This window comes from Corynebacterium sp. (assembly GCF_030826625.1).
In the GTDB taxonomy this organism is placed as follows: Bacteria; Actinomycetota; Actinomycetes; order Mycobacteriales; family Mycobacteriaceae; genus Corynebacterium.
In genome coordinates, this window is sequence record NZ_JAPJNQ010000035.1 from 1 (window position 1) to 22,747 (window position 22,747).

The 22,747-nt window shown below is 59.5% G+C and carries 20 protein-coding genes; 11 read left to right on the top strand and 9 right to left on the bottom strand.

Annotation, left to right across the window (positions count from 1 at the left end; translation table 11 throughout):
* The first annotated feature begins 174 nt into the window (after nt 1-174).
* Nucleotides 175-1,137 carry an NAD(P)H-quinone oxidoreductase gene (locus RCH87_RS05790; protein ID WP_306515799.1) on the top strand — a complete coding sequence of 321 codons (963 nt, stop codon included), beginning with the start codon at nt 175-177 and terminating at the stop codon, nt 1,135-1,137.
* On the opposite strand, the gene RCH87_RS05795 is transcribed toward RCH87_RS05790, so the two are convergent.
* The gene (locus tag RCH87_RS05795; protein WP_306515782.1) at nt 1,134-2,387 is read right to left on the bottom strand and encodes an ATP-binding protein; all 1,254 of its coding nucleotides are present in this window, start codon (nt 2,385-2,387) and stop codon (nt 1,134-1,136) included. The genes RCH87_RS05790 and RCH87_RS05795 overlap by 4 nt on opposite strands.
* A gap of 102 nt (nt 2,388-2,489) precedes the next feature.
* A complete protein-coding gene (locus tag RCH87_RS05800; RefSeq protein ID WP_306515783.1) occupies nt 2,490-3,725 on the bottom strand; it encodes an aminotransferase class V-fold PLP-dependent enzyme in 1,236 nt (411 codons plus the stop codon).
* Nucleotides 3,726-3,947: 222 nt separating this feature from the next.
* Here RCH87_RS05800 and RCH87_RS05805 point away from each other — a divergent pair, with 222 nt between their 5' ends.
* From RCH87_RS05805 to RCH87_RS05815, 3 genes are all read left to right on the top strand, one after another.
* Nucleotides 3,948-4,799 carry an ABC transporter permease gene (locus tag RCH87_RS05805; RefSeq protein WP_373690930.1) on the top strand — a complete coding sequence of 284 codons (852 nt, stop codon included), beginning with the start codon at nt 3,948-3,950 and terminating at the stop codon, nt 4,797-4,799.
* Nucleotides 4,800-4,844: 45 nt separating this feature from the next.
* The gene (locus RCH87_RS05810; RefSeq protein ID WP_147579049.1) at nt 4,845-5,630 is read left to right on the top strand and encodes an ABC transporter ATP-binding protein; all 786 of its coding nucleotides are present in this window, start codon (nt 4,845-4,847) and stop codon (nt 5,628-5,630) included.
* A gap of 76 nt (nt 5,631-5,706) precedes the next feature.
* Complete coding sequence (locus tag RCH87_RS05815; RefSeq protein ID WP_306515785.1) at nt 5,707-6,651, top strand: glycosyltransferase; 945 nt, start codon at nt 5,707-5,709, stop codon at nt 6,649-6,651.
* An 89-nt stretch (nt 6,652-6,740) separates the two neighbouring features.
* On the opposite strand, the gene RCH87_RS05820 is transcribed toward RCH87_RS05815, so the two are convergent.
* The 3 genes from RCH87_RS05820 to RCH87_RS05830 all read right to left on the bottom strand — a co-directional run bounded on the left by RCH87_RS05820 (nt 6,741) and on the right by RCH87_RS05830 (nt 8,845).
* Complete coding sequence (locus tag RCH87_RS05820; RefSeq protein ID WP_306515786.1) at nt 6,741-7,268, bottom strand: hypothetical protein; 528 nt, start codon at nt 7,266-7,268, stop codon at nt 6,741-6,743.
* A 147-nt stretch (nt 7,269-7,415) separates the two neighbouring features.
* The gene (locus tag RCH87_RS05825; RefSeq protein WP_023018545.1) at nt 7,416-7,883 is read right to left on the bottom strand and encodes a GtrA family protein; all 468 of its coding nucleotides are present in this window, start codon (nt 7,881-7,883) and stop codon (nt 7,416-7,418) included.
* 68 nt (nt 7,884-7,951) lie between these two features.
* Nucleotides 7,952-8,845 carry a hypothetical protein gene (locus RCH87_RS05830; RefSeq protein WP_306515787.1) on the bottom strand — a complete coding sequence of 298 codons (894 nt, stop codon included), beginning with the start codon at nt 8,843-8,845 and terminating at the stop codon, nt 7,952-7,954.
* 45 nt (nt 8,846-8,890) lie between these two features.
* On the opposite strand from RCH87_RS05830, the gene RCH87_RS05835 reads away from it, so the two are divergent.
* Genes RCH87_RS05835 through RCH87_RS05865 form a run of 7 tightly spaced genes read left to right on the top strand, consistent with a single transcriptional unit; the run spans nt 8,891 to nt 19,680 of the window.
* Nucleotides 8,891-9,139, top strand: a complete 249-nt coding sequence (locus RCH87_RS05835) for a hypothetical protein (protein ID WP_306515788.1) — start codon at nt 8,891-8,893, stop codon at nt 9,137-9,139.
* Nucleotides 9,140-9,147: 8 nt separating this feature from the next.
* Nucleotides 9,148-10,563: an FAD-binding oxidoreductase gene (locus tag RCH87_RS05840; protein WP_306515789.1), complete on the top strand. Its 1,416-nt coding sequence runs from the start codon at nt 9,148-9,150 to the stop codon at nt 10,561-10,563.
* Between the two features lie 52 nt (nt 10,564-10,615).
* Entirely contained in the window at nt 10,616-11,377 is a 762-nt protein-coding gene (locus tag RCH87_RS05845) for a decaprenylphospho-beta-D-erythro-pentofuranosid-2-ulose 2-reductase (protein WP_306515790.1), read from the top strand.
* 29 nt (nt 11,378-11,406) lie between these two features.
* Nucleotides 11,407-13,320, top strand: a complete 1,914-nt coding sequence (locus tag RCH87_RS05850; protein ID WP_306515791.1) for a galactan 5-O-arabinofuranosyltransferase — start codon at nt 11,407-11,409, stop codon at nt 13,318-13,320.
* A 51-nt stretch (nt 13,321-13,371) separates the two neighbouring features.
* A complete protein-coding gene (locus RCH87_RS05855; RefSeq protein WP_306515792.1) occupies nt 13,372-16,731 on the top strand; it encodes an arabinosyltransferase domain-containing protein in 3,360 nt (1,119 codons plus the stop codon).
* Between the two features lie 3 nt (nt 16,732-16,734).
* Nucleotides 16,735-18,723 (top strand): DUF6541 family protein, encoded by a 1,989-nt coding sequence (locus RCH87_RS05860; protein WP_306515793.1) that lies wholly within the window; start codon nt 16,735-16,737, stop codon nt 18,721-18,723.
* 24 nt (nt 18,724-18,747) lie between these two features.
* Complete coding sequence (locus RCH87_RS05865; RefSeq protein ID WP_306515794.1) at nt 18,748-19,680, top strand: GDP-mannose 4,6-dehydratase; 933 nt, start codon at nt 18,748-18,750, stop codon at nt 19,678-19,680.
* Between the two features lie 23 nt (nt 19,681-19,703).
* Here RCH87_RS05865 and RCH87_RS05870 read toward each other — a convergent pair whose 3' ends face one another.
* The 4 genes from RCH87_RS05870 to RCH87_RS05885 form a co-directional block, all read right to left on the bottom strand.
* Entirely contained in the window at nt 19,704-20,075 is a 372-nt protein-coding gene (locus tag RCH87_RS05870) for a DUF2304 domain-containing protein (RefSeq protein ID WP_306515795.1), read from the bottom strand.
* Nucleotides 20,076-20,768: a glycosyltransferase family 2 protein gene (locus RCH87_RS05875; protein WP_306515796.1), complete on the bottom strand. Its 693-nt coding sequence runs from the start codon at nt 20,766-20,768 to the stop codon at nt 20,076-20,078.
* A 16-nt stretch (nt 20,769-20,784) separates the two neighbouring features.
* Entirely contained in the window at nt 20,785-22,035 is a 1,251-nt protein-coding gene (locus RCH87_RS05880) for a hypothetical protein (RefSeq protein ID WP_306515797.1), read from the bottom strand.
* 21 nt (nt 22,036-22,056) lie between these two features.
* A partial coding sequence (locus tag RCH87_RS05885; protein ID WP_306515798.1) for a glycosyltransferase occupies nt 22,057-22,747 on the bottom strand: 691 nt, incomplete at its 5' end.

The following is a 22,747-nucleotide window of genomic DNA, read 5'->3' on the forward strand; positions in this document are numbered from 1 at the left end:
GGTGAGTTTCCCCACGCTGGTTTTCAAGACCAGTGCATTCGGCCGCTCTGCCACACCTCCAGCGACATTAACCTACCATGGAATTCTATGACTTCGAAAAAGGCCCAGGAAAATGTAACCGCAGACACTGCAAAAGCCACCACAGACACGGCAGGCACGGCCGTCCCGGCCACCATGCGCGCCATCGTGCAAACCGATGCCGACGACCCACAGTCGCTAGAACTCACCCAAGTAGACGTGCCAACCCTGCGCGCGGGCGAGGTGCTGGTCAAGGTGGCAGCATCTGGCGTGAACCGTGCGGACTTACTCCAGGCCAAGGGCGCATACCCGCCACCACCTGGGGCATCCGAGCTCATCGGCCTGGAAGCCGCCGGCACCATCGTTGCTGCCGGTGATACCAGCCGCACGGTAGGCGAAGAAGTCGGCGCGTTGCTCGCCGGTGGCGGTTATGCGGAATACGTCGCTGTGCCCGAAGGCCAACTCACCCCGATCCCCGAGGGCTATTCCCTGGAAGATACTGCTGCTATCGTGGAGGTAGCCTGCACCGTCTGGTCCAACCTGGTGATGACGGCTGGCCTGCGCTCCGGCCAAACCATCCTGATTCACGGCGGTGGTGGCGGCATCGGCACCTTCGCCATTCAGGTCGCGAAAAAACTGGGCGCGAAAGTCGCCGTCACCGCAGGCTCGGCGGAAAAGCTGGAAACCTGCAAGAAATACGGCGCGGATATTCTGATCAACTACCAGGAAGAGGATTTCGTCGACAAGCTGAAAGGATCCTGCGACGTCATCCTGGACATCATCGGCGCGAAATACCTGAAGCAGAACCTGAAATCGCTGGCCAAGGACGGCAAGCTGGTGATCATCGGCATGCAGGGCGGCACGAAAGAAGAGATCAACCTGGGCGCAGTGCTGGCCAACCGGCTGAGCATTTTCGGCACCACGCTGCGTTCCCGCGACACCGAGGCCAAAGCCGAGATCGTCCGCGACACCGTTGCCCACGTGTGGCCTTGGCTGGCCGACGGCTCCATCACCCACCACCGACACGCCAGCTACCCGCTTGCCGACGCCGCGGCCGCGCACAAAGCGCTCGACTCTGGCGAAGTCACCGGCACGCTGGTGCTCACACAGAGCAGCTAGACCCCCAGCGCGTGCAGCGGAAACGTCACAATTCCACTGGGTAGCTGCAGCACCGGGCCATCGGAGGTAATGATTGCCATGAATTCCGGTGCGCCCGACTTTTTCGTATCGATGACCTCGGCAAAGCTTTGCAACGATTCCTCTGCTTTCGAGATCTGCCGCTGCCCCAGTTTTATTTCTACCGCTGCCCACCGCCCGTCACGCAGTTGCACGATGGCATCGACTTCGCGTTTCGACGAATCCCGGTAGTGATACACCTTGCCGCCGTGGGCCTCAGCAAACACTCGCAAATGTTGCACCACCTGTGACTCAAACAAAAATCCGGCAGTCTCCAGATCACGGCGCAACGAATCCGCGGATGCACCGTGGATTGCTAGTGCAAGGGAAGGATCAACGAAATGCAGTTTCGGGCTCTGCCGAACTTTCGCGCGCGAACGCAAATGTGGTGCCCACGCAGGTTGCTCTTCCACGACATAAAGGCGTCGTAAAGCGTTGATATACGCAGCTACGGTATCCGGTTTTGTCGTACGCGTACCAGAAATATCTTTCGCAACCGTGGCATACGAGACTTCCGATGCCACATTTCGCGCCAGGCTGCGCAACACCGCCAGCATCAGATCTGGATCCCGGCGCGATTCACCATCGAGACGCTCCACATCGCGGTTAATGAGGTCATCGATATAATCCGTGAGATGCGCCAATGCCTGATTCGTCGGCAATTCCAGATCAGTCGGCCAGCCGCCGTGCGCAAGATGGTCTAGCGCATCAGAAACCGTAAACGGGTTATCCAACATTGGCGCCAGCTCAGCACCCGAGAATAATTCTTGCAGCGACACCGACGTATCACCAACGCGGCGTTCTGCAAGCGTCATCGGACGCATCCGTAACCGCGCAATGCGATGCGCCCCGGAATGGCGTTGCGCATCTTCCGCTGGCACCGAAGACCCAGTCAGAATAAACTGCCCCTTTTCACCACGGCGGTCAATCTCTCGCCGCACGATATTCCACAACGACGGTTCCAACTGCCATTCATCAATAAGTCGCGGATTCGCGCCTTCTAGCAGCAAGTTCGGGTCATTGTCGAGAGCTACCTGCACTGACGGCACCCCAGAATCCAGCGCCACCTCAGAACTGGAATGTGCCCGAGCGGTTTCGGTTTTACCGCAGGCCCGAACCCCCTCAATAAGCACACCACCGGAATAAGACAAGCGCTCAGCCAGCATCTGATCAACAACCCTCGGTAAGTACATAATTGCTGATCATAGCGCCGAGGGGGTGGTTTGTCGACAGCTTAGGGGGTGATTTGTTGACGTTCCAGAGGGTGATTTGTCGTCTATTTACAGGGCGAAAAGTTAAGCCAGCGACGCCACCACGCGCGTCAGGTGCGCGATATCAGCCTCGGTATTAAATGGTGCGGCGGAAATCGTCACCGCGCCACCAATCTCACCGACCCCCATGTTTTCCAACAGTGGGATATTTGGCGCGATGGTAGTCACCAGCCCATTATCGAATAGTCGCTGGTGCACCATCGCCGCCGGCACTCCGTGCACGGCAAAAGACAAACGCGGCAACCGGTCCGCCGTCGCCCCAGACGCGGCCTCCCCAGTCACACCAATGATGTGCGCGGCAGGCAGCGTGCCCAAAAACGTATACATCTGGTTAGTTAACCGCGCCATATACACTTCCAACTCCGCCATGGACTGCTGCACACGCTTGCGCCGCGAACCAACCGGCGCAGAACCCAGCCGAGCCACATGGTCCACCGCCGGGCCGACGCCACCGGCCAGACCAGCAGAAAACGGAGATTCCAGCTTCGCGTAGGTATCACAGTCTTGTGTCGGTGAAATCGGCGCAATGCGTTTAAACATCGCGGTATCGCGGAAGACCAACGCCGCTAACTGCGGGCCACCAATCTGCGCCAGGTCGATGGCCAGGATGTTGCAGTCCCAGTCATCGGCCACGATCGGCCGGTACATCGCGATGCTGGAAACGTCGACAAGCGTCCAGGCCCGCGAGCGCGAACGCACCTGTTCCACAATCTCGCTAACCGGCGCGACGGTGCCCAGCAAGTCATGCGCGGCGGACAGTGCGACAAAGCGCGTGTGGCCGTCGACAAGATCTTTATACTGAAACGCTGGCAGCTCGCCCGTGGCTAAATCCGGCAACGCCCAGCGGGTATCGTCGACAAGCCCAGAAAACGGCGCAGAAACCTCCGGGGCGTCCAAGCCCGACAACACCACCGAGGTGCCACGGCGCGCGAGCATCGGCTCCATCGCGCGCGCCAGAGACTGATACAACACCGGCAAACTGGAACCCAGGACGACGCGATCGGCACGCACCCCCAGCAAATCCGCCACGGCGGCGCGGGCATTTTCGATGTACACATCGCCTTCCAGCCGCCCGGCGTGCTGGCGCTGCGAGTGGCTCCCGGTTGCCCCGGTGCTCACAGAAGTGGCATTACGAAAAGCGCGGGCGACACCCACCGCCACGCGTTCCGGGACCTGCGGAGTGGCATGCGCATTCAGATACGTCCAGCCCTCAGATAGCGTGGTGTACAAACCACGCACGCTGTAGACGTCATAAGCCATGCCTGTCTCAGCTCCCTTCTGCCTTGCCCGCTAATACTGTATACCGAAAATCGTGGCGCACTCAATCCTCCTGGCCGACGCCTGTCACCCAAGAAATTCCCAGCTCACGCGAAGAATTACGGCAGGCTGGTGCGCGTTGTAGCCTCGCCAGGCAGCAAGCAACTGCTAAGGTTTGCCCTTGTGCAGGACAACAATACGCAGCTTGACCAAGATATTGCCCGGATGACCTCTGGCGCCGACGGCGATGCACCCCAGTCTAAGTCAATGACCTTCGGGGCCGCCTGGCGCGATTTGTCACATGGCCTCAAGCAGCACGAACTGTGGCTGCTGTTGGGGTTGCAGGATATGAAGCAGCGCTACCGCCGCTCGGTGCTGGGGCCGTTTTGGATCACCATTGCCACCGGCGCTATGGCTACTGCACTGGGCTTTTTGTACTCCATGCTGTTTGACATCCCCACGGCAGAGTTCCTCCCGCACGTGACTGTGGGCTTGATCATGTGGACGTTCATTTCGGGCTGTCTGAAAGAAGGCGCGTTGATTTTCATCGACAATGAGGGGCTGATCAAACAGCTCCCCGCCGCGATTTCTGTGCACGTCTACCGGCTGGTGTGGCGTCAACTGTTGTTCTTGGCGCACAACATGATTATCTGGGTCGCGCTGATCATCATCTTCCCACGCCATCTGGGCTGGGAGGTGCTGCTAGCCATCCCTGCATTGACATTGTTGGTGCTCAACGGCGCTTGGGTATCTATGTTCTTCGGTATCGTCGCGACCCGTTTCCGCGACGTCGCCCCGCTGCTGGAAGCCCTGACCCAGCTGCTGTTTTATGTCACCCCAATCGTGTGGACGGTGCGCACGCTGGAAGAACAAGGCGGTGACGGCATCGAAGGCCCTGCCCGCCTGGTGGAGCTGAATCCACTATTCCACTACCTCGAAATCGTTCGTGGCCCACTGATCGGCCAGCCTGTCGACGCCTACCACTGGTGGGTTGTGCTGGGCTGCACCGTCGCCGGATTTGGTCTGGCGTTGCTGGCAATGAAGCGCTGGCGTTTCCGCGTTAGCTACTGGGTTTAATTTAGCTGGGTTTCATCCTGCGGGATTGTTTAAGGAGTTTCCACCATGGTCTCAATCGATACCTACAACGCCTGCGTCGATTTCCCGATCTTCGATGCCAAGTCGCGCTCACTGAAAAAGGCAATGCTGTCCACCGCCGGCGGCGCGTTGGGGAAAAACGCCAGTAACACCGTCGTCGTCGAGGCGCTGCGTGACATCAACTTGCACCTGCGCGAAGGCGACCGTGTTGGGCTGGTTGGCCACAACGGCGCAGGTAAATCTACCCTGCTGCGTCTGCTGTCCGGCATCTATGAACCCACTCGTGGCAGCGCCGATGTGCGCGGCCGTGTCGCCCCGGTGTTTGACCTGGGTGTGGGTATGGACCCGGAGATTTCCGGTTACGACAACATCATTATCCGTGGGCTATTTTTGGGCCAGTCGCGCAAGCAGATGGCGAAGAAGATGGACGAGATCGCGGAGTTTTCCGAGCTCGGCGACTACCTGCGTATGCCGTTGCGCACCTATTCCACCGGTATGCGCGTGCGCTTGGCGCTGGGCGTGGTCACCTCTATTGAGCCGGAGATTTTGCTTCTCGACGAAGGCATCGGCGCCGTCGATGCCGCCTTCATGGCCAAAGCTCGCGTGCGCCTGCAAGAGCTGGTCAAACGCGCCGGTATTTTGGTGTTTGCTTCGCACTCCAACGATTTCTTGGCGCAGCTGTGCAACACGGCATTATGGGTGGACAAAGGCGAGATCCGTTCCGTGGGCCGCGTGGAGGACGTCGTCGAGGATTACGAAGGCGTCGATGCCGGTAATTACGTGCGTGATCTGGTGCGACGCTTCCAGAACTAAGCGTTTTCAGGGCTAAACGCGTCCAGAGTTAAGCGTTTCCAGAGTTACCCCCAACCTCAGCAATAGGATGAATTCCATGACAGCTTCTTCTGCTTCGCCAGAGCCGACCTCTACGTCGTCGCTGCGCCGTACTGGCTCCACCGCCGCGGTGATCGTGACCCACCGCCGCGCCGAGCTGCTGCGTGCCTCGCTCGAGCAGGTGGTTGCGCAAACACACCCGGTGGACTGGATCATCGTCGTCGACAATGGCGCGGAAGCTGCGGTGGAAACGCTTGTCGACGAATTAGCTGGCGAGCGTGGCCACTATTTGCCGAGCCACACGAACCTAGGTGGTGCCGGCGGTTTCGCTTATGGTTTTCTCACGGCCCTCGCGCTGGGCGCGGATGCCATTTGGTGTGCCGACGACGACGGCCGCCCCGCCGATAAGCACGTGCTGGACAAGCTGTATTCCGTAGCCGAATCCCACGGGCTACACCAGGTCAGCCCAGTCGTGTGCAATATCAACGATCCGCAGCGCCTGGCCTTCCCGCTGCGGCAGGGCCTGGTGTGGCGTCGGCGGGTGGACGAGTTGGACGGCGAGTTTTTGCCGGGAATCGCCTCGCTGTTTAATGGCGCGCTGATTTCGGCTGCCGCCATGGAACAGATCGGAGTGCCGGATTATCGTCTGTTTATCCGTGGAGATGAGGTGGAATACCACCGCCGCCTGGTCAATTCCGGTTTAGGTTTTGGCACGTGCCTGACCGCGGCGTATTTACACCCGGATGGTGCCGACGAGTTCAAGCCGATTCTCGGTGGCAAGATGCACACGCAATTTCCAGATAACCCGGGCAAGCGATTTTTCACCTACCGCAACCGTGGTTATATCTTGTGGCAGCGTGGAATGAAGAAGCTGTTGCCGCAGGAATTCGCCCGCTTTGGGTGGTTCTTCTTGGTGCAGCGTCGTGATTTCGCTGGTTTTAAAAACTGGTTGCGCCTGCATAATCGGGGACGCACGGAAGATTTCCGTCGACCTCAGGGTTAAGAAAACTGTTACCTGGGCTTTACAGGTGGTGCTATGACACCACTGCTATGACACCGCTGCCGGCTGCCCGGGCCGGGAGCGTGATTAATCTAGACTGTCCAAGGTTTGCCGTAGTTAATATCCGGGGTGCTGGCATGAGGAAATTGGGCGAGAAGATAAGCACTCATCCAAGGACACGGAACCCTCCAAAGATGAAGATCCTGCCGATTCCACACTATGTCACCATATTCTTCTCCGGTTTCAGCTTGGGCTGGCCAAGGCCGTGGCACACCCTCATAATTCATTGGAATAGTGGCTCTACGCCCCACCGGATCCATCCACTCAAAGTCTTCCTCCCAGCCCTCGCAAGTAATACTACTGAAATACACAAAAACCTCTTTTGGGGTGCCGGGGACTTCGTGAGGATTTTCCAAGATTAATTCTTCATACAGAATTTCGTGCTCAACTTGTTTACCTTTTTCTATCCAATCCAAAACCTCATTTTCACTAAAACTGGCACCAGCAAGAACCTGTAAACCCCACCTCATATCCATTTTATGTAGCGGCCTTCGGTTTACATAAGCGAGAAAAACCTTGTCAGGTGGAGCAGACTGCAAAGTATTTTTCATTGATTCCATCAAGGAACCTCACAATCATGAACTACGCAACATTTACCTGGGCAATGCGTCGCCAGGCATCAGATCATCGGGCGGATCAACCAAGAATACTTCGCTCGTCAACCACCACATGGAAGGAACCGCCGCCATTTCTAAATTCGCTGCGCGTTAAATCGGCTCAGCGTTTTTAAAAATGAACAGGCGCTGCACGAAGAAGTTGATGACCGTGGCAGTACCCTGCGCGATCACGAACGAAACCGCCAGCGCAATCGAGTCTGCCCAGCCAAAAACTTCCGAAAACAACTCGAAAAGCAGGCGCGAACCACCGACGTTAATCAGATACGTCATCGTGTACAGCAACGCTACCGCCGCGAAGCGTCGGAAAGATTTCTGCGCCCGGAACGTCCACGCACGGTTCAACAAATACGCCGTCAGCGTGCCAAAAATAAAACCAACGGTACGAGCCCAAAACGGAGCCAAGGCTTCCAGGCCGATCTGCAGAATCCACGTCAACGAAAAGTCCACGATCGCAGCGACAATGCCCGTGAGCAAGAATTTCAGCGACTGCGTCTGCAGCTTCTTCGAATCATCCACCGACGACGAACGCAGCGCCTGCACCGCGGAAAACTTAGGCATGAAACTCACTCGACTTTCTCGGCAAACACTCTGCCAGCAATGGCAAACAATAACTGCACAGATCCTACCTAACCGGCAGCCGATTCACCCCGCAACAAAACGCGATACAAATCCAACCGATCCACCGGCGCCACCTCCGCCACACACTGCGCCAACACAGAAAGCGAATCTGCACACAACTGGCGTGGCTTAGCGCTCTGGCCTGCCTGGCCTGATTGCCCAGAATCTCCCAGCGCAGCAAACAGCACCCCGGCGATCTCGTCGGTCATTTCCGGCCCGCCCATACACGAAAGCCCCAGCACACATGCCCAAAACGCTTCCCGCCGCCGCGGCTCGGTTTCCAGCGGTAGCTGCTGCAAACGAGCGAGAATTCCGGCATCCACCGCGCACTCCCGGCCCACATCAATCGCCTGCAACAACGGCACCAAATCGGTCACCCCAGAGCGTCGAATCAGCGCCCCGACCTCCGGGTTGACCTCCGCCAACACCTGATCGATAGCATCAGGGCCGGTCAGCTGTGCATTAATCGCGGTGAGATCAAACTTGCTGCCCAGAAAAGAACCCGAGCCGCCCACACACAGCGCCACCGGGGTTTCCTTATCGCGCGGGTACGTCTCCACAGTCTGCAGTTGGAAGACCCACAAGCCCCAGTGAAAATTCACACCGGCGTGCTCGCTGCCCAGGTATTCACCAACCAGGTGCTGCGGATCGACGCGGGAGGTTTCTGTGCGGGAGGCTTCTGCGCGCGAGGTCGTCGGCAAGCGGCCCGTCGTCGTGAAGTGCCAGGGGGTTTGCTCGTCGCGTAGGTCAAAGCAGGTCACGAGAACGTCGGCAAGCTCCGCCAGCGTCAGCGACTCCGAGACGCCGATATGGCGATGAATCTCATAGTCGTCGCGCACCAGGGAAGCGCGCACGATGACAGTCCGCTCCCGCAAAAAGACGACGTTGCTGTGCGTGCGCATGCGCCCCAGGGTAGACGAGCAGGCCTAAGCACGTAGGCTGAGATCATGTTCGGAAAACGGAAAAAAGACTCCTACGACGCCGAAAATGACCGCCTGAACGGCTCGTATGTCGCCTCACAGGAAACCAACCTGCCGCTGGATGAGTTCATGACGCGGCTGTTCGCCGAGGAACTGCCGATGTTGGATAGCACCTCCCGGCGCGAGGTGTACCGGCTGCTGCGCGAATACGACGGAGACACGATCACCTCGCAGGAACAGCTGCCTGCCCCCATCCGCGAATTGATGGACTTATAGTAATAGTTATGGAATTACACACCAGCGAAGCAACCCTGCACGGCTGGGGCCGCACCGCCCCGACCCGCGCGCAAGTTCTCAGCACGGAAGACCTCGACACCATCGTCGAAGCCGTCAAGCAGGTTGCCGACGATAACGCTGACAAGCCCGACCACCTCAAGCGTGGCGTCATCGCCCGCGGCATGGGCCGTTCCTACGGGGACCCGGCACAAAACGCTGGTGGTTTGGTCATCGACATGCAGCGGTTCAATAAGATCCATTCCATCGACCCGGACACCGCTTTGGTCGTCGTCGATGGTGGCGTCACCCTGGACCAGTTGATGAAGGCTGCTTTGCCGTATGGCTTGTGGGTTCCGGTGTTGCCGGGTACCCGGCAGGTGACCATCGGTGGTGCGATTGGCCCGGACATTCACGGGAAAAACCACCACTCGGCTGGTTCTTTTGGCAATCATGTCGTTTCCATGGATCTGCTGGTTGCCAGCGGCGAGATCCTCACGCTGACCCCCGGCGGTTCCGACGACGACCCAGACGGCGAGCTGTTCTGGGCGACGGTCGGTGGCATGGGCTTGACCGGCATCATCGTGCAGGCAACCATCCGCATGACCAAAACCGAAACCGCGTTTTTCATCGCCGATGGCGACCTGACCAGCAATTTCGACGAGACCATCGAGTTCCATGCCGACGGTTCCGAGCACAACTACACCTATTCCTCGGCGTGGTTCGACGCGATCAGCCCGGAGCCAAAACTCGGCCGGGCAGCAATCTCACGCGGCAGCTTGGCGACGTTAGACCAGCTGAAAGAACTCGCCCCGAAACTGGCGAAAGACCCGCTGAAGTTCAGTGCACCGCAACTGATTACCGTGCCGGATATTTTCCCGAACTTCACCATGAACAAACTGACGATGAAGGCCGTCGGCCAAGCGTGGTGGCTGAAATCCGGCGAATACCGTGACCAGGTGCAGAACCTGACGCAGTTTTATCAGCCGCTGGATCTCATCGGCGAGTGGAACCGCGGCTATGGTTCGCGCGGATTTTTGCAGTATCAGTTCGTGGTTCCGCGTGAGGCCACCAGCGAGCTGAAATCAATCGTGCGCTCCATCCAAGCTTCCGGCCACTACAGTGCGCTCAACGTCTTCAAGCTCTTCGGCGAAGGCAACCGGGCGCCGCTGTCATTCCCGATGCCAGGCTGGAATATCTGCGTCGACTTCCCTATCAAGCCAGGCTTGGGCCACTTCCTCGATGAGCTGGACAAGCGCGTCCTCGACTTCGGCGGCCGGCTGTATTTGGCGAAAGAATCGCGCACCTCGGCGGAGAAATTCCACCAGATGTATCCACAAATGCAATCGTGGTTGGACACCCGCAACCAGATCGACCCGACCGGTGTCTTCGCCTCTGACATGTCGCGTCGACTAGAACTGCGCTAATCCCACAAGCTGCGCTAATCCCCGCCCCAACAGATTTTTAAGGACCGTATTTATGTTGAATGCTGTAGGCCAAGCCCAGCACATTTTATTGCTCGGTGGAACCAGTGAGATCGGCGTGGGCATCGCCCGCGAGCTGCTGCACGCTGGCCCCGCGAAAATCACCCTGGCTGCGCGCAAGGATTCACCACGTGTGGCAGATTCCAAGCGCACCCTGGAAGACGCTGGTGCCCGCGAGGTCAACGTCATCGATTTCGATGCCACCGACTTCGATTCCCACCCTGGCGTGCTCGACGAAGCCTTCGCCGCCGGCGATGTTGATGTCGCGGTGCTCGGCTTCGGCACCCTGGGCGACCAAGAAGAGCTGTGGCAATCCCACGATGCCGCGGTGGCTTCTGCCCAGGTGAACTACACCGGTGCGATCTCCGTCGGCGTTGCTTTGGGTCAGAAGATGCGCGCCCAGGGCCACGGCACCATCGTTGCGCTGTCCTCGGTCGCCGGTATGCGCGTGCGCCGTTCCAATTTTGTGTACGGCGCATCCAAGGCTGGCGTCGACGGTTTCTTCGTCAACCTGGGTGAGGCTTTGCGCGATTCCGGTGTGAACGTGCTGGTCGTGCGCCCAGGCCAGGTACGCACCAAGATGTCCGCGGAAGCTGGCGAAGCACCACTGACGGTGAACGTAGAAGACGTCGCCAAGGCCACTGTCGAGGCAATCAAGAGTGGCAAGGATAATATCTTCGTCCACCCACTGTTCCGCTACGTCTCGCTGGCGTTCCAGTTCATCCCACAGGCGATTTTCCGTCGTCTGCCGTTCTAAATGTCCTGCCTGCTTTCTAGAAACCCTGAATGAACAAACAAGACCAACTCACCCGGCCCCAGATTTTCACGGCCCTAGCCTGCACGGGGCTGGGCAGTTTTGTCGCCGCACTCGTCGCCTGGATCATCCTGGATCGAACGAATCTACCTGCTTTTAATACCTCCATGGTCACCCGCGCGCTGGCCACCGCATTCGCGGTGGGCTTGCTCGTGCTGGTGGCCGTGTTGTTGTGGCAGTGGCGCAAAACTGACAACCACGCGCAGCCCCAATGGCGTACCGCGCTGACTTACCTGGTCAGCTACCTCTCGCCTGCTGGGCTTACCATCGCTACGCTGGGCATTCCGCTTTCTGCCACTCGCCTGTGGCTCGACGGCTTGCAAGTAGACCAGCTGTTCCGCACGCAGTTCCTCACCCGAACCGCCACCAACCTTGGCCACCAGGACATGAATTACCTGGATATGCCCACTTACTACCCGCTGGGCTGGTTCTGGGGTGGCGGGCGTTTGGCGAACCTGCTGGATATGCCCGGTTGGGAAGTCTACCAACCGTGGGCATTGGTGTCCTTGGCGACGGCGGCCGCGCTCCTGGTTCCGGTGTGGCAAGCGCTGACCGGCTCGCTGCCCTTGGCGACGACGCTCGCGCTGGCAAATACCGCGGTCACGCTGTCGATGGCCGCTGATGAACCCTATGCCGCAATCGTCGGCATGGGCATGGCCCCGGCGGTCGTGATGGCGGCCCGCGCGGTGCGTGGCTCCTGGCTCGCCGTGGCCGGTGTGGCGGTCTACCTCGGAGTATCGGCAACGATGTACACGCTGTTCGTCGGCGTGACTGCGCTGATCACCATTGTGCTGACCATCCACTATTTCTGGACCAGCCAACCGGGCCAACGCAACCTCGGCCCGTTTATCCGCCTGGCGGTGATGGGGCTGGGATCAATGGCGATCGCCGCTATTTCGTGGGGCCCATACCTGTACTTGGTGGCTACCGCGGACTATAAACCATCCTCGGTGGCCCAGCACTTCCTGCCTACCGAAGGAACGCAGGTTCCACTGCCGTTTTTCGAGTTTTCCGCGCTCGGCTTCTTCAGCTTGCTCGGCTTGCTCTACTTGGTGCTGCGCAGCACGCGTCGTCCGTTGTTAATCGCCACCATCGTGCTCTACGGCTGGGTACTGGCCTCAATGCTGATGCCACTGATGGGCTCTACCCTACTGGGCTTCCGCATCGAACTACCGATTGCACTGATCTTGTCAACCGCAGGCTTTTTCGCCTTCGCCGACGCTGACCGCACCGCGGTGGTGCGCTTTTTCGAGTCTCGGAAGCTCACGCTATCCGCCCGCCAACTCTCCGGCGCTTTCACGGTGCTACTGGTGGCAATCAGCATCGGCTACGCGCAGCAGATTTCCGCAACCAACGAAGATGAAATCGACCACGCCTATACCGATACCGATGGCTACGGCGAACGCGCCGACCAATACGCCCCGGGAGCTGCGAAGTACTTCCAGAAGATCGTCGCGACGCTCGGTGCCGCAGGCCACTCCCCACAGCAAACGGTTGTGTTGACCGACGAAAACCTACTGCTGTCTTATTACCCGTTCTATGGGTTCAACGGCTTTACCTCGCACTATGCCAACCCGATGGGCCAGTACACTGAGCGCAACGAGACCATCCAGGCCTGGGCGGAGGATTCTTTCGACGCTTTGTCTGACCCGCAGGACTTCGCCGCCGCACTGGAAGATACCGAGTGGAAAGGCCCGGATGTTTTCGTATTCCGTGGCGATATCGACGATGACGAATACAAAACGCACATCGCGATCGATCTCTTCCCGAATAACCCCAACGTAGCCTACGAGAGCCTGTTTTTTAACGCAGAAGTTTTCGCGGACGAAGATTTGTGGGATACCGAACAAGTCGGCCCCTTCGTGGTGATTAGCCGCAATAAATAGCCCGCGCAGCCAGCCCCCAATCTGGCCGCTGCTGGGCTAAACTGACACGTTGTGTCACCTCAACCTCTCAACCCTCAGTCAGCCGGGAACTCTATCGGAAACTCAGTCGGAACCGAGGAGTCTGCACGGCGGGAAGCAAACGCGAAGCAGGCTTCGGATCCCACCGCAGCCTCGCGTGCTCATCCCGTGCAGCTCCTGGCGATCATCGCCGGTGTGTTGGGCTTTCTGTTGTTCATTGCCACCCCGTTGCTGCCGGTCAACCAGACGCAGTCGTCGTTTAGCTGGCCGCAGAACGAATCACTAAATTCCATCAATGCGCCGCTGATCTCGGTGGCGCCGGAATCGTTCCATGCCACAGTGCCAATCTCCGCACTGGATAGCTTGCGTGAGGACGAAACCCTGGTGCTGGGCACGGTGCCGCAAGATTCAACGGAAGCATCGAACCGTGGGCTGTTCATTCGCTCGACCGACGGTGGTCTCGACGTGTTTGCCCTGGACGAGGTGCTGCTCAGCCTCGAGCCGGACCAGGTGGCAGCGCTAGCCGACGACGCGCTGCTAGACATTTCGGTGACTGCAGATGGCGCTGAGGTGGCCGTCGGCAAGCACTCCGAAGAAACCGAGGACGATCTGCGTCCGCAAGTCACCGGCATTTATACGGAGCTGGCCGACGATGCCGACAATTACGCGGCGCTGACCGCGGCAGGCTTGGACGTTGATGTGGAGATCAACTCGCGATTTACCTCTACCCCGACGCTGGCTAAATCGCTGGCGATGGGGCTGGGCGTGTTCTTCATGGTGATCTCATTGATCGCGCTGGCCCGGATGGACCTGTTGGATGGCCGCAAGGATTTGCGCGTGCTGCCGGCACGCTGGTTTAAGCTACGCCCACTGGATGGCCTGGTGGTGGCTGTACTGGCCTTTTGGCACGTCTTTGGTGCTAATACCTCGGATGATGGCTATATCCTGACCATGGCGCGGGTGACTGAGCACGCCGAGTACATGGCGAATTATTACCGCTGGTACGGCGTCCCAGAATCCCCATTTGGCACTCCGTATTACGATCTGTTGGCGCTGTTTGCCTCGATCTCTACTAACTCGCTGTGGATGCGCCTGCCCGCGCTGCTGTGTGGTTTGGCGATCTGGTGGGTGCTCTCGCGCGAAATTTTGCCGCGCCTGGGTGAGATGGTCAACGAACGTCGCGTGGCGCAATGGACCGCTGCGCTGGTGTTTTTGTCGTTCTGGTTGCCGTTCAACAACGGTATCCGCCCGGAACCTTTCGTCGCTCTGGGCGTGGTGCTGACCTGGGTTTCTTTCGAACGAGCCATCGCTACCCAGCGGCTGCTTCCGGCCGCGATCGGTACTTTCTTGGCGACGGTCACCCTAGCCGCCGGCCCAACCGGCCTGTTCGCCGTCGGCTCGTTTTTGATCGCGCTGCCGTACTTGGTGCGGATTCTGCGCTACCGCATGGAACTTCTCGACGGCGGCAAGCTGGCTGCAGCCGCGATGATCACACCATTTTTGGCCGCCGGAACGATGATCATGGTGATGATCTTCAACAACCAGACCATCGCTACGGTGCTGGAATCTACCCGCGTGCGCGGTGAAGTTGGCCCGTCGCTGGAGTGGTTCTTCGAGTTTGTGCGCTACCAAACCCTGTTTGAGCAAACTGTCGACGGCTCGTTTACCCGGCGCTTCGGCCCGGTCGTCATGTTCGCCTGCATTGCGCTAATTCTCTACGCCTTCGTGCGTGACCGGAAGATGGCCAACGGCCCGGCGCTGCGCTTGGTGCTGATCGTGTTCGTGTCACTGTTCTTCTTGATGTTCACCCCGACCAAGTGGACCCACCACTTCGGCATTTATGCCGGTATCGCCGCGGCGATCGCAGCGCTGGGCTCCGTGGTGCTCTCGCAGGTGGCGGTGCGATCGCGCCGTGCGCGCATCTTAGCTATCGCCGGGGTGCTGTTCTTGCTGGCCTTTGCTTTGGCGGGTTGGAATGCCTGGTGGTATGTGTCCTCATTCGGTATCCCGTGGTGGGATCGCACGATCCAGCTGCGCGGTATCGAGGCCACGAACGTCGTCTTGTTGCTAGCATTGCTGGTGCTGTTGGTGGGCGTGATCTATTCTTTCCGCACACCGAAACCAGAGCGCAACACCCGCTGGGCTGGCGTGATGGCCGCGCCGATCGCGGTGGTCGCTGCACTGGCGGTGGCGTTGTCGGTGGCATCGTTTGCCAAGGCTTTCGCTGATCAATATCCGTCGTATTCCGTCGGCAAGGGTAACGTGCGTGCGTTTGCGGGTAATCATTGTGCGCTTGCCGACGACGCGCTCCTGGAAACCAACACCAACGAGTCGTTTTTGCAGCCTGTCTCCGGCGAACTCGGTGGCTCGCTTGAGGCGGGCGAATCGCGCGGGTTTACTCCGAATGGTGTTCCTTCCGAGATCGAGCCGGACGGCGGCGATTCGGCTGCCGTCGGTGTGATCGGTGATGCGAACTCGCCGACCAGTGCTGGTGCAAGCTCGGAATCGACGGAGGAAACCGAGGACGGTAATCGCGCTGAAGCTGGTATCAACGACTCCACGATCCGCCTGCCGTTCAACCTGGATTTTAAAGAGGTTCCGGTGTTGGGTTCGTGGGTCGATGAATCCGAGCCGCAGAGCGCCGCAGAGCTAACCACGGGTTGGTACGAGCTGCCTGAGCGTAGTGAGTCTGCGCCGCTGCTGGTGGTTTCGGCTGCCGGGCGCATCGCTTACCACGACATCAATGGCATCGAGCAAGACGGCGAAGAGCTGTTGCTGGAATACGGCACCCGCGGGCCGGACGGTAAAGTCACCAATACCAAGAAGGTGGAGATGATGGACGTCGGCCTGCGCCCCGATTGGCGCAACCTGCGTTTGCCAATGGACGAGATCCCGGAAGAAGCGGATGTCGTGCGCCTGGTCGCCGAAGATTACTCGCTGGATCCAGAGGATTGGATCGCGCTAACCCCACCGCGCAACCCTGAGTTGCAGCCAGTCAGTGAGCGTTTCGACGGCGATACCCCGGCGTTGCTGGATTGGTCTACCGCCTTCCAGTTCCCATGCCAGCGTCCATTCGACCATTACGCTGGTGTCACCGAGATTCCGGAATTCCGCGTCCTGCCGGATTCGGATGCGCAAACCCAGCTGGGTGGTTTCCAGGACTATTACGGCGGTGGTGCGATGGCCACGGCGGAAGCTGTCAACTGGTCTTATGAGATCCCGGGCTACCTGAATGGCGACTGGAACCGCGATTGGGGTGCGGTGCACAAATATGAGTTGCGCCGTAACTCCGTGGGTGAGGCACCCGATGAAGCTACGATCGAGTACACCGAACACACCCGCAGCGGTTTGTGGCACCAATCGGATATGAAAATCCGCGACGAACGGAGGTAGCAGATGGCACCAGCGATTTTCGTCGCCAGCCTGATCGCTGTGGTGATTCTGCCTGGCTTGCTGGTCGGCTGGCGCGCACGGTTATCAGTACCGGTGGCATTGATTGCAGCCCCGGCAGTAACCTTCGGCATCGTCGCTGCCGGCGTGCAGATCAGCAACCTTGTCGGTGCTAGTTGGAACTTGCCGACGGCCGTTATCACTCTGTTGCTAGCGCTCGTCGTGGCCGAAATCTGGGGTCGTTGGGCTCCGGTGCCGTCCCGTCGTTGGGAGGCAAAAGATTGGCTGCCTGTGGCCGGCGTGGCCGCGGGTGCGGTCGCGATCGGCGGCATGTACTGGAACTACCTGGCGGATGTACGCCGCGGCATCGATAGCGTCTTCCAGGGCTGGGATGCGCACTGGCACGCGAACGTGCTGGCTTTTATCAGCGAAGAGGGTATTGCCGCGCCTGGCGAAATGGGGGCGCTGCACCATCAGTTCACCAATGCCCCGATGTATTACCCCACCGCCTGGCATTCGGTAGTTTCCATCCCCGCGCGGTGGGTCGACCTGACGACGATGGCCGAATATAACCTCGGCTCCGGAATCACGCTGGCGTTGCTCACCCCATGGGCTGTGGCCGCGCTGGCTGGTCTACTGGGTGGGCGTGCCGTCGCTGGCATCGCCGGCGCGGGTACCGCGTTTTTCCCGGCGCTGCCGTGGGTTGAGATCCGGGTGGCAGCCATCCCAGCGGCAACGTCGATGATGCTGGGCGTGCTGGCTGCGGTGCTGACGATCCATTGTCTGCGTGATCGCCGGGCTATCCCATTCGCGATTCTGGCGTTGTTTGGTGCGCTGAGCAGCCAACCGCAGGGTTTGCTGGTTGCGGTATTCATCGTGGTTTTTTACTGGGTTTTCCACGCTTTATTCGCACCGACGCGTTCGCGGTTGGGCGATTTTCTCACATTGGCAGCAGTCGGTGCCGGCGCGGTGGCCACGGCGATCCCGGCTGCTGTGTTCCTGTTTGGCAACGAGGATGCAGAAGATTTCGGTGATTTCGCTCGGTCCTTCGAGGCCAAAGGTATTGATCGCACGGAAAGCTGGGGCCGGGCTGCCGGGCTGCTTACCCGCCACACCGACGAATTCGGTTCCACCACGCATTTGCTGGTCATTGGCGGCATCGGCGCGATATTGCTGCTGTCACGCAAAGTGGTGTGGCCGCTCGTCCTCTGGGCGTTTGGCGTGGTGCTCTCTGCGCACACCCTGCAGTATTTCGAGACCCCGGTGGGCGATTTCTTACAAACTTTCGCGGGGCCGTTTTATTCCGATCCGCGACGGGTCAACGTGTGGGTATCCATTCTGGTAGCAGCAGCTGCCGCGATGCCGTTGGGCTGGATTATTCACAAGGTGGCTGCGGGGATCAACAGAGATCGGATCCGCAAGCTCCCCGTCACCGTCGGGGTAACCAGCGTCGTCATTGCCATCGTCGCCGGGGGCGCACTGGTGACTTTGCAAGAGCCTGCCAAACGAATGTCGCAGGAATCCCGAACTGGCCGCGTGATCAGCGAGCGCGATTTGCAGGCTTATGATTGGTTGGCGCAGCAACCTCATGCCTATGACGGACACGTTTTCGTCAACCCGGATGAGGGCAACGGCTGGATGTATGCCTATAACCGGCTTGCCAGCACCTCGCGCCACTACTATTACACCGGTGGCGTGGAGCCGGAACTGAACACTTTAACCTCGCGCCTCGATCAGGCGGGTTCGGATGAGCAGGTCGATGCTGTAATCGAACGCATGGACATCAACTACGTGTTCATCAGCCCACCGAATTGGTGGGGTCCGGAGACACAGCCGCCGAACGAGACGCTGCTGAACCTTCGCGATATTGCCCCCGGGCTGACGGAGGTGTATCGCAACCATGAGGTCAGCATCTACGCGGTTGATCAAAGATTCACTGATGCGGAATTGAAACAGATCCTCAGCGATAGCCCACACCCACCGCAGACGCACTAAGCCGAAGGGCGTAACCTTAGGAACATGAAAGCTTTGGTTACCGGCGGTGCCGGATTCATCGGTTCTACATTGGTCGATCAGCTTTTGGCGCGTGGCGACGAGGTCGTCGCCCTCGACAACCTCAGTCGAGGTAACCGCAGCAACCTCGAGCAGGCGCGCCAGCACGACGGCTTCAGCTTTGTGGAGGCCGATATCAGCACCGGAAATCTCGAAGCGATCTGCGCTGAGCACGAGCCAGAGGTGATTTTTCACTTAGCCGCACAGATCGACGTGCGTCACTCGGTGGCTGATCCGCTGCATGATGCGCAAGCGAATATCATCGGCACGATTCGCCTGGCCGAAGCCGCACGCAAGACCGGGGTGCGCAAGATCGTCGGCACGCCATCGGGCGGTTCAATTTATGGGGTTCCGGATGACTACCCCGTCGACGAGTCCACCCCGATCGATCCGCACTCGCCTTATGCGGCCAGCAAGGCAGCCGGTGAGATTTATTTGAATACCTACCGCCACCTCTACGGCCTGGAATGCTCACACATTGCTCCGGCGAACGTGTACGGTCCGCGGCAGGATCCGCACGGCGAGGCCGGGGTGGTCGCAATTTTCGCCCAGCGCCTGCTTTCTGGCGAACCCACAAAGGTTTTCGGCACGGGCAGCAACACGCGTGATTATATTTTCGTCGATGACGTCGTGGCCGCGTATCTGGCCGCCTCGGGTTCTGCCGGCAACGGGGAACGCTTCAACATCGGCACCGGTGTGGAAACCTCCGACCGGCAGCTACACACCCTGGTTGCCGAAGCTGCCGGTGCAGCAGATACCCCGGAGTATGCCCCGGCGCGTCTCGGGGATGTTCCGCGCAGCTGTTTAAACCCAGCAAAGGCAGAGCGCTTGCTGGGGTGGCGCCCGCAGGTCGATATCGCTGCGGGTGTGGCGAAGACCGTGGAGTACTTCCGGCGCTAGGGCGCTAGCGTTACTGCTGGCCGCTAGCGGCGCTCGTGGCGTTCGTCGCTGGTTGCGGTATCGTCCGGCGCTTCGGCGGTTTTCAGGGCCACCGCACGCGCCAGGCGGGCGAAGCGTAATTCCTGTTCACGGAAGCGCAGATACGAGCTGATGGTGACGAACACGAAAGCTACGATCAGCCCGTAAAGCATCAGGTCGGTGCCGCGCCGCACGCCGACGAGCTGGGCTACCCAGGTGGTGGCATCCGGGAAGAGCACGGCGAGGATGGCGACGACCAAGAACACCACGAAGCCGATTTTCACGCCAGCTTTCGCGCGCGCTTTACGACGATTGCTCAGGAAATACAGGGTCAACGCGGCAACGGCGATGACCAGCAGAATTTGAATGATCAGCATTTAATCCAGCCTCTTTCCCAGTAGCCCGTCGGCAAGAATATTCACACCGTTGAACAGCGACTGGCCCTTCGACATGGAGTATTCGGTATAGAGCACGTCGACAGGTTCCTCGCCGACTTTCCACTCGCCGCTGGCCATGATGTCGACGAATTCGCTGGCGTGGCTCATGCCGTTCATGCGCAGTTGCAGTGCATTACCGAAACGCGGCCCCATCACGCGTAGACCGTTGTGCGCGTCGCTGAGCCCCAGCCGCTTCAGCTTCGGCGACAGGGCAACGACGATGCGCAGCACGATGCGCTTGATCAACGGCACCTGGGAAGATTCACGCTCATAGGCGCCGAAGCGCGTGCCGACGACGATGTCCAGCTCGTCTTTGCGCAATCGGGCGATCATCTTTTCGACGTCATGCACCTGGTGTTGGCCGTCGGCGTCGAAAGTGACGAAGATGCGTGCGCCTGGTTGCGCACGGGCATATTCCACCCCGGTTTGAATCGCCGCACCTTGCCCCAGGTTCACCGGGTGCTGCACCAAGTGTGCGCCGCCGGCGCGGATTTGTTCTGGGGAGCCGTCCTTCGAGCCATCATCGACCGCAACGATATTCGGAAAAGTCTTCCGCGCATTTGCAATCACGTCGCGAATCACCGTTGCTTCGTTGAAGCACGGGATCACCAGCCACACATCGGAATATTTCATCAAGCGTTACTATATCCTAATCAGACGCGATTTTCGCGGGTGTACGAGCAAGCGTGGCGATATGCCAGGCAACGCCAGCCAATGGGCCCACCGCCAGCGCGAGTGCGGAACGCGTCACCAGGTCTAGCGGCACGAGCAGCAGCAGGATATAGGCGATCGCGGCCACCCACCAGCCGAGGGTGTAGGAGCGGTGACGCTGGTGCGCCAAGACCGCCGAGCCGGTCACCATCAACAGCGCGGTACCCACCGAAGCTGCTGTCAAAACCGCGAGGACCGGGCCACTAAGGATGAAATCGTCGTCCAGAAACAGCCCGAACAACCACGGCCCGATCGCCCACGCCAGGCCAGCGCCGACGACACCCAGCACGACGAGCCCTGCCGCTGGCGCACGCAAGGCACCGAGCGGTTGTTCGCGGCGCCGCAGGAAGTACATGACGACAGCGGACTGGAACGCCGTCAGCGGAACCAGCAATGGCGCGCGGGTCAGCATCACGCAATACAGCAGCGCGGCGATGGGCACGGCGGTGGTGGTCGGTGAGATCGCCAAGCTGAGGTCGACGAGCGCCGGGAAACCGGTGACCATCAGCGCGGTCGCGGCGGTGGCTGCCATCGCGGACAGGCTGTTGCGCCAAAACTGCAGTCCGGTGACATCGACGGCAGCGTGCAGGAAACTGCTGCGATCACGAGAGGAAGCGATGATGATAATCCACGAGATCGCACCACAGACCGTGGCGATCATGAAGCCGATTTGGTAGCCGGCATCCGGAATCATCTGCACCGTCAGATAGTCCAGGGACAATACCGCGGCGATGATTAAGCGCAGCGCAGCATCCATACCCAATAATGCGGCGTAGCGGTTCCAGCGTTGCGTGCCAGACAGCAAACCTGCCACGGTCTGTTGCACGAAAATGCTGGCGATGCCGAAGGCCATGAGAATACCCGCCCACCAGGAGTGTTGTGGGGCCACCGACGGCGCCCACCATAGCGCCGATAACGCAGCGAAACCGCCCAGCCCGATGCCGACGATCGCGCCGGTGCGCAATGGGTTGGCTTGTTTTTTTGGCGCGGGGTTGGTGGTGTGCTCGGTTGCCGCCTCACCCACCGCGCGGGTGGTTTCTTGCAGCATCCCGTTGGCCACGGCGGCGACCGCGAAAAACGAAGACCAGAACACCAACCAGCGATCAGCACCATCGGTGCCCAACACGGCCGCGGCCAACACCATGACCACATAACCACTGGCGGCAGCAAAGGCCATCGCCACTGTCATCCAACGCACTTTTTGGCCTTTCTACTCGGTATCAGGTTTGGGCGCACCAGGCTGTGCTGTCTGTGCTGTTCCTGCAGTTCGTGCAGTCTGTGCTGTCTGTGCTGTTCCTGCTGCTCGTGCTGCAGAACGGAACAACACTCGGTATGCCAGGCGCAAAAGTGGCCGCGGCAGCAGCCGGAAGGTATTGCGTAACAGAAAATTAAACACCGCACGAGGCCACGAAATCAGCCCATAACTGACCAGGTTGCACTGCAGTTGCCATTCGGAAACAAAAGCCTGCTTATTCAAACGGCGCTGAAACATCGCGTCGTTCACCCGGAAGTACAACAAAGGTTCTGCTAAATTCGCCGCTTTTGCCCCATTGGCGAGCAGCCGCGCGAACAAATCATAATCCTCCAAAAACGCCACTGCCCGGTAGCCGCCAGCGGCACGTACAGATTCGGTGCGCATGAGAACGGTCGGGTGATTAAATGGCGTCGCCATTTTTACTCGGCTAGCAATCTCGGAAGTTTTCGTACCAGCACGTTGCGCGATCACGAGATCTTCCGGAGCACCATGCCCGTCACCGTCGAACTCGTACATGGCAGCGCCCACCACATCCAGGTTGCCGTCGACAAGCACGGGCAGCTGTGTGGCGAAACGCTGTGGCAGGCACACATCGTCGGCATCCATCACCGCAAAATAGGTGGTGTTTACTTCATCTAGACTGCGC

Coding starts and splice junctions, on each gene's coding strand:
- RCH87_RS05790 (WP_306515799.1), top strand. CDS start 175: ATGCGCGCCATCGTGCAAACCGATGCCGACGACCCACAGTCGCTAGAA.
- RCH87_RS05795 (WP_306515782.1), bottom strand. CDS start 2,387: ATGTACTTACCGAGGGTTGTTGATCAGATGCTGGCTGAGCGCTTGTCT.
- RCH87_RS05800 (WP_306515783.1), bottom strand. CDS start 3,725: ATGGCTTATGACGTCTACAGCGTGCGTGGTTTGTACACCACGCTATCT.
- RCH87_RS05805 (WP_373690930.1), top strand. CDS start 3,948: ATGACCTCTGGCGCCGACGGCGATGCACCCCAGTCTAAGTCAATGACC.
- RCH87_RS05810 (WP_147579049.1), top strand. CDS start 4,845: ATGGTCTCAATCGATACCTACAACGCCTGCGTCGATTTCCCGATCTTC.
- RCH87_RS05815 (WP_306515785.1), top strand. CDS start 5,707: ATGACAGCTTCTTCTGCTTCGCCAGAGCCGACCTCTACGTCGTCGCTG.
- RCH87_RS05820 (WP_306515786.1), bottom strand. CDS start 7,268: ATGGAATCAATGAAAAATACTTTGCAGTCTGCTCCACCTGACAAGGTT.
- RCH87_RS05825 (WP_023018545.1), bottom strand. CDS start 7,883: ATGCCTAAGTTTTCCGCGGTGCAGGCGCTGCGTTCGTCGTCGGTGGAT.
- RCH87_RS05830 (WP_306515787.1), bottom strand. CDS start 8,845: ATGCGCACGCACAGCAACGTCGTCTTTTTGCGGGAGCGGACTGTCATC.
- RCH87_RS05835 (WP_306515788.1), top strand. CDS start 8,891: ATGTTCGGAAAACGGAAAAAAGACTCCTACGACGCCGAAAATGACCGC.
- RCH87_RS05840 (WP_306515789.1), top strand. CDS start 9,148: ATGGAATTACACACCAGCGAAGCAACCCTGCACGGCTGGGGCCGCACC.
- RCH87_RS05845 (WP_306515790.1), top strand. CDS start 10,616: ATGTTGAATGCTGTAGGCCAAGCCCAGCACATTTTATTGCTCGGTGGA.
- RCH87_RS05850 (WP_306515791.1), top strand. CDS start 11,407: ATGAACAAACAAGACCAACTCACCCGGCCCCAGATTTTCACGGCCCTA.
- RCH87_RS05860 (WP_306515793.1), top strand. CDS start 16,735: ATGGCACCAGCGATTTTCGTCGCCAGCCTGATCGCTGTGGTGATTCTG.
- RCH87_RS05865 (WP_306515794.1), top strand. CDS start 18,748: ATGAAAGCTTTGGTTACCGGCGGTGCCGGATTCATCGGTTCTACATTG.
- RCH87_RS05870 (WP_306515795.1), bottom strand. CDS start 20,075: ATGCTGATCATTCAAATTCTGCTGGTCATCGCCGTTGCCGCGTTGACC.
- RCH87_RS05875 (WP_306515796.1), bottom strand. CDS start 20,768: ATGAAATATTCCGATGTGTGGCTGGTGATCCCGTGCTTCAACGAAGCA.
- RCH87_RS05880 (WP_306515797.1), bottom strand. CDS start 22,035: ATGACAGTGGCGATGGCCTTTGCTGCCGCCAGTGGTTATGTGGTCATG.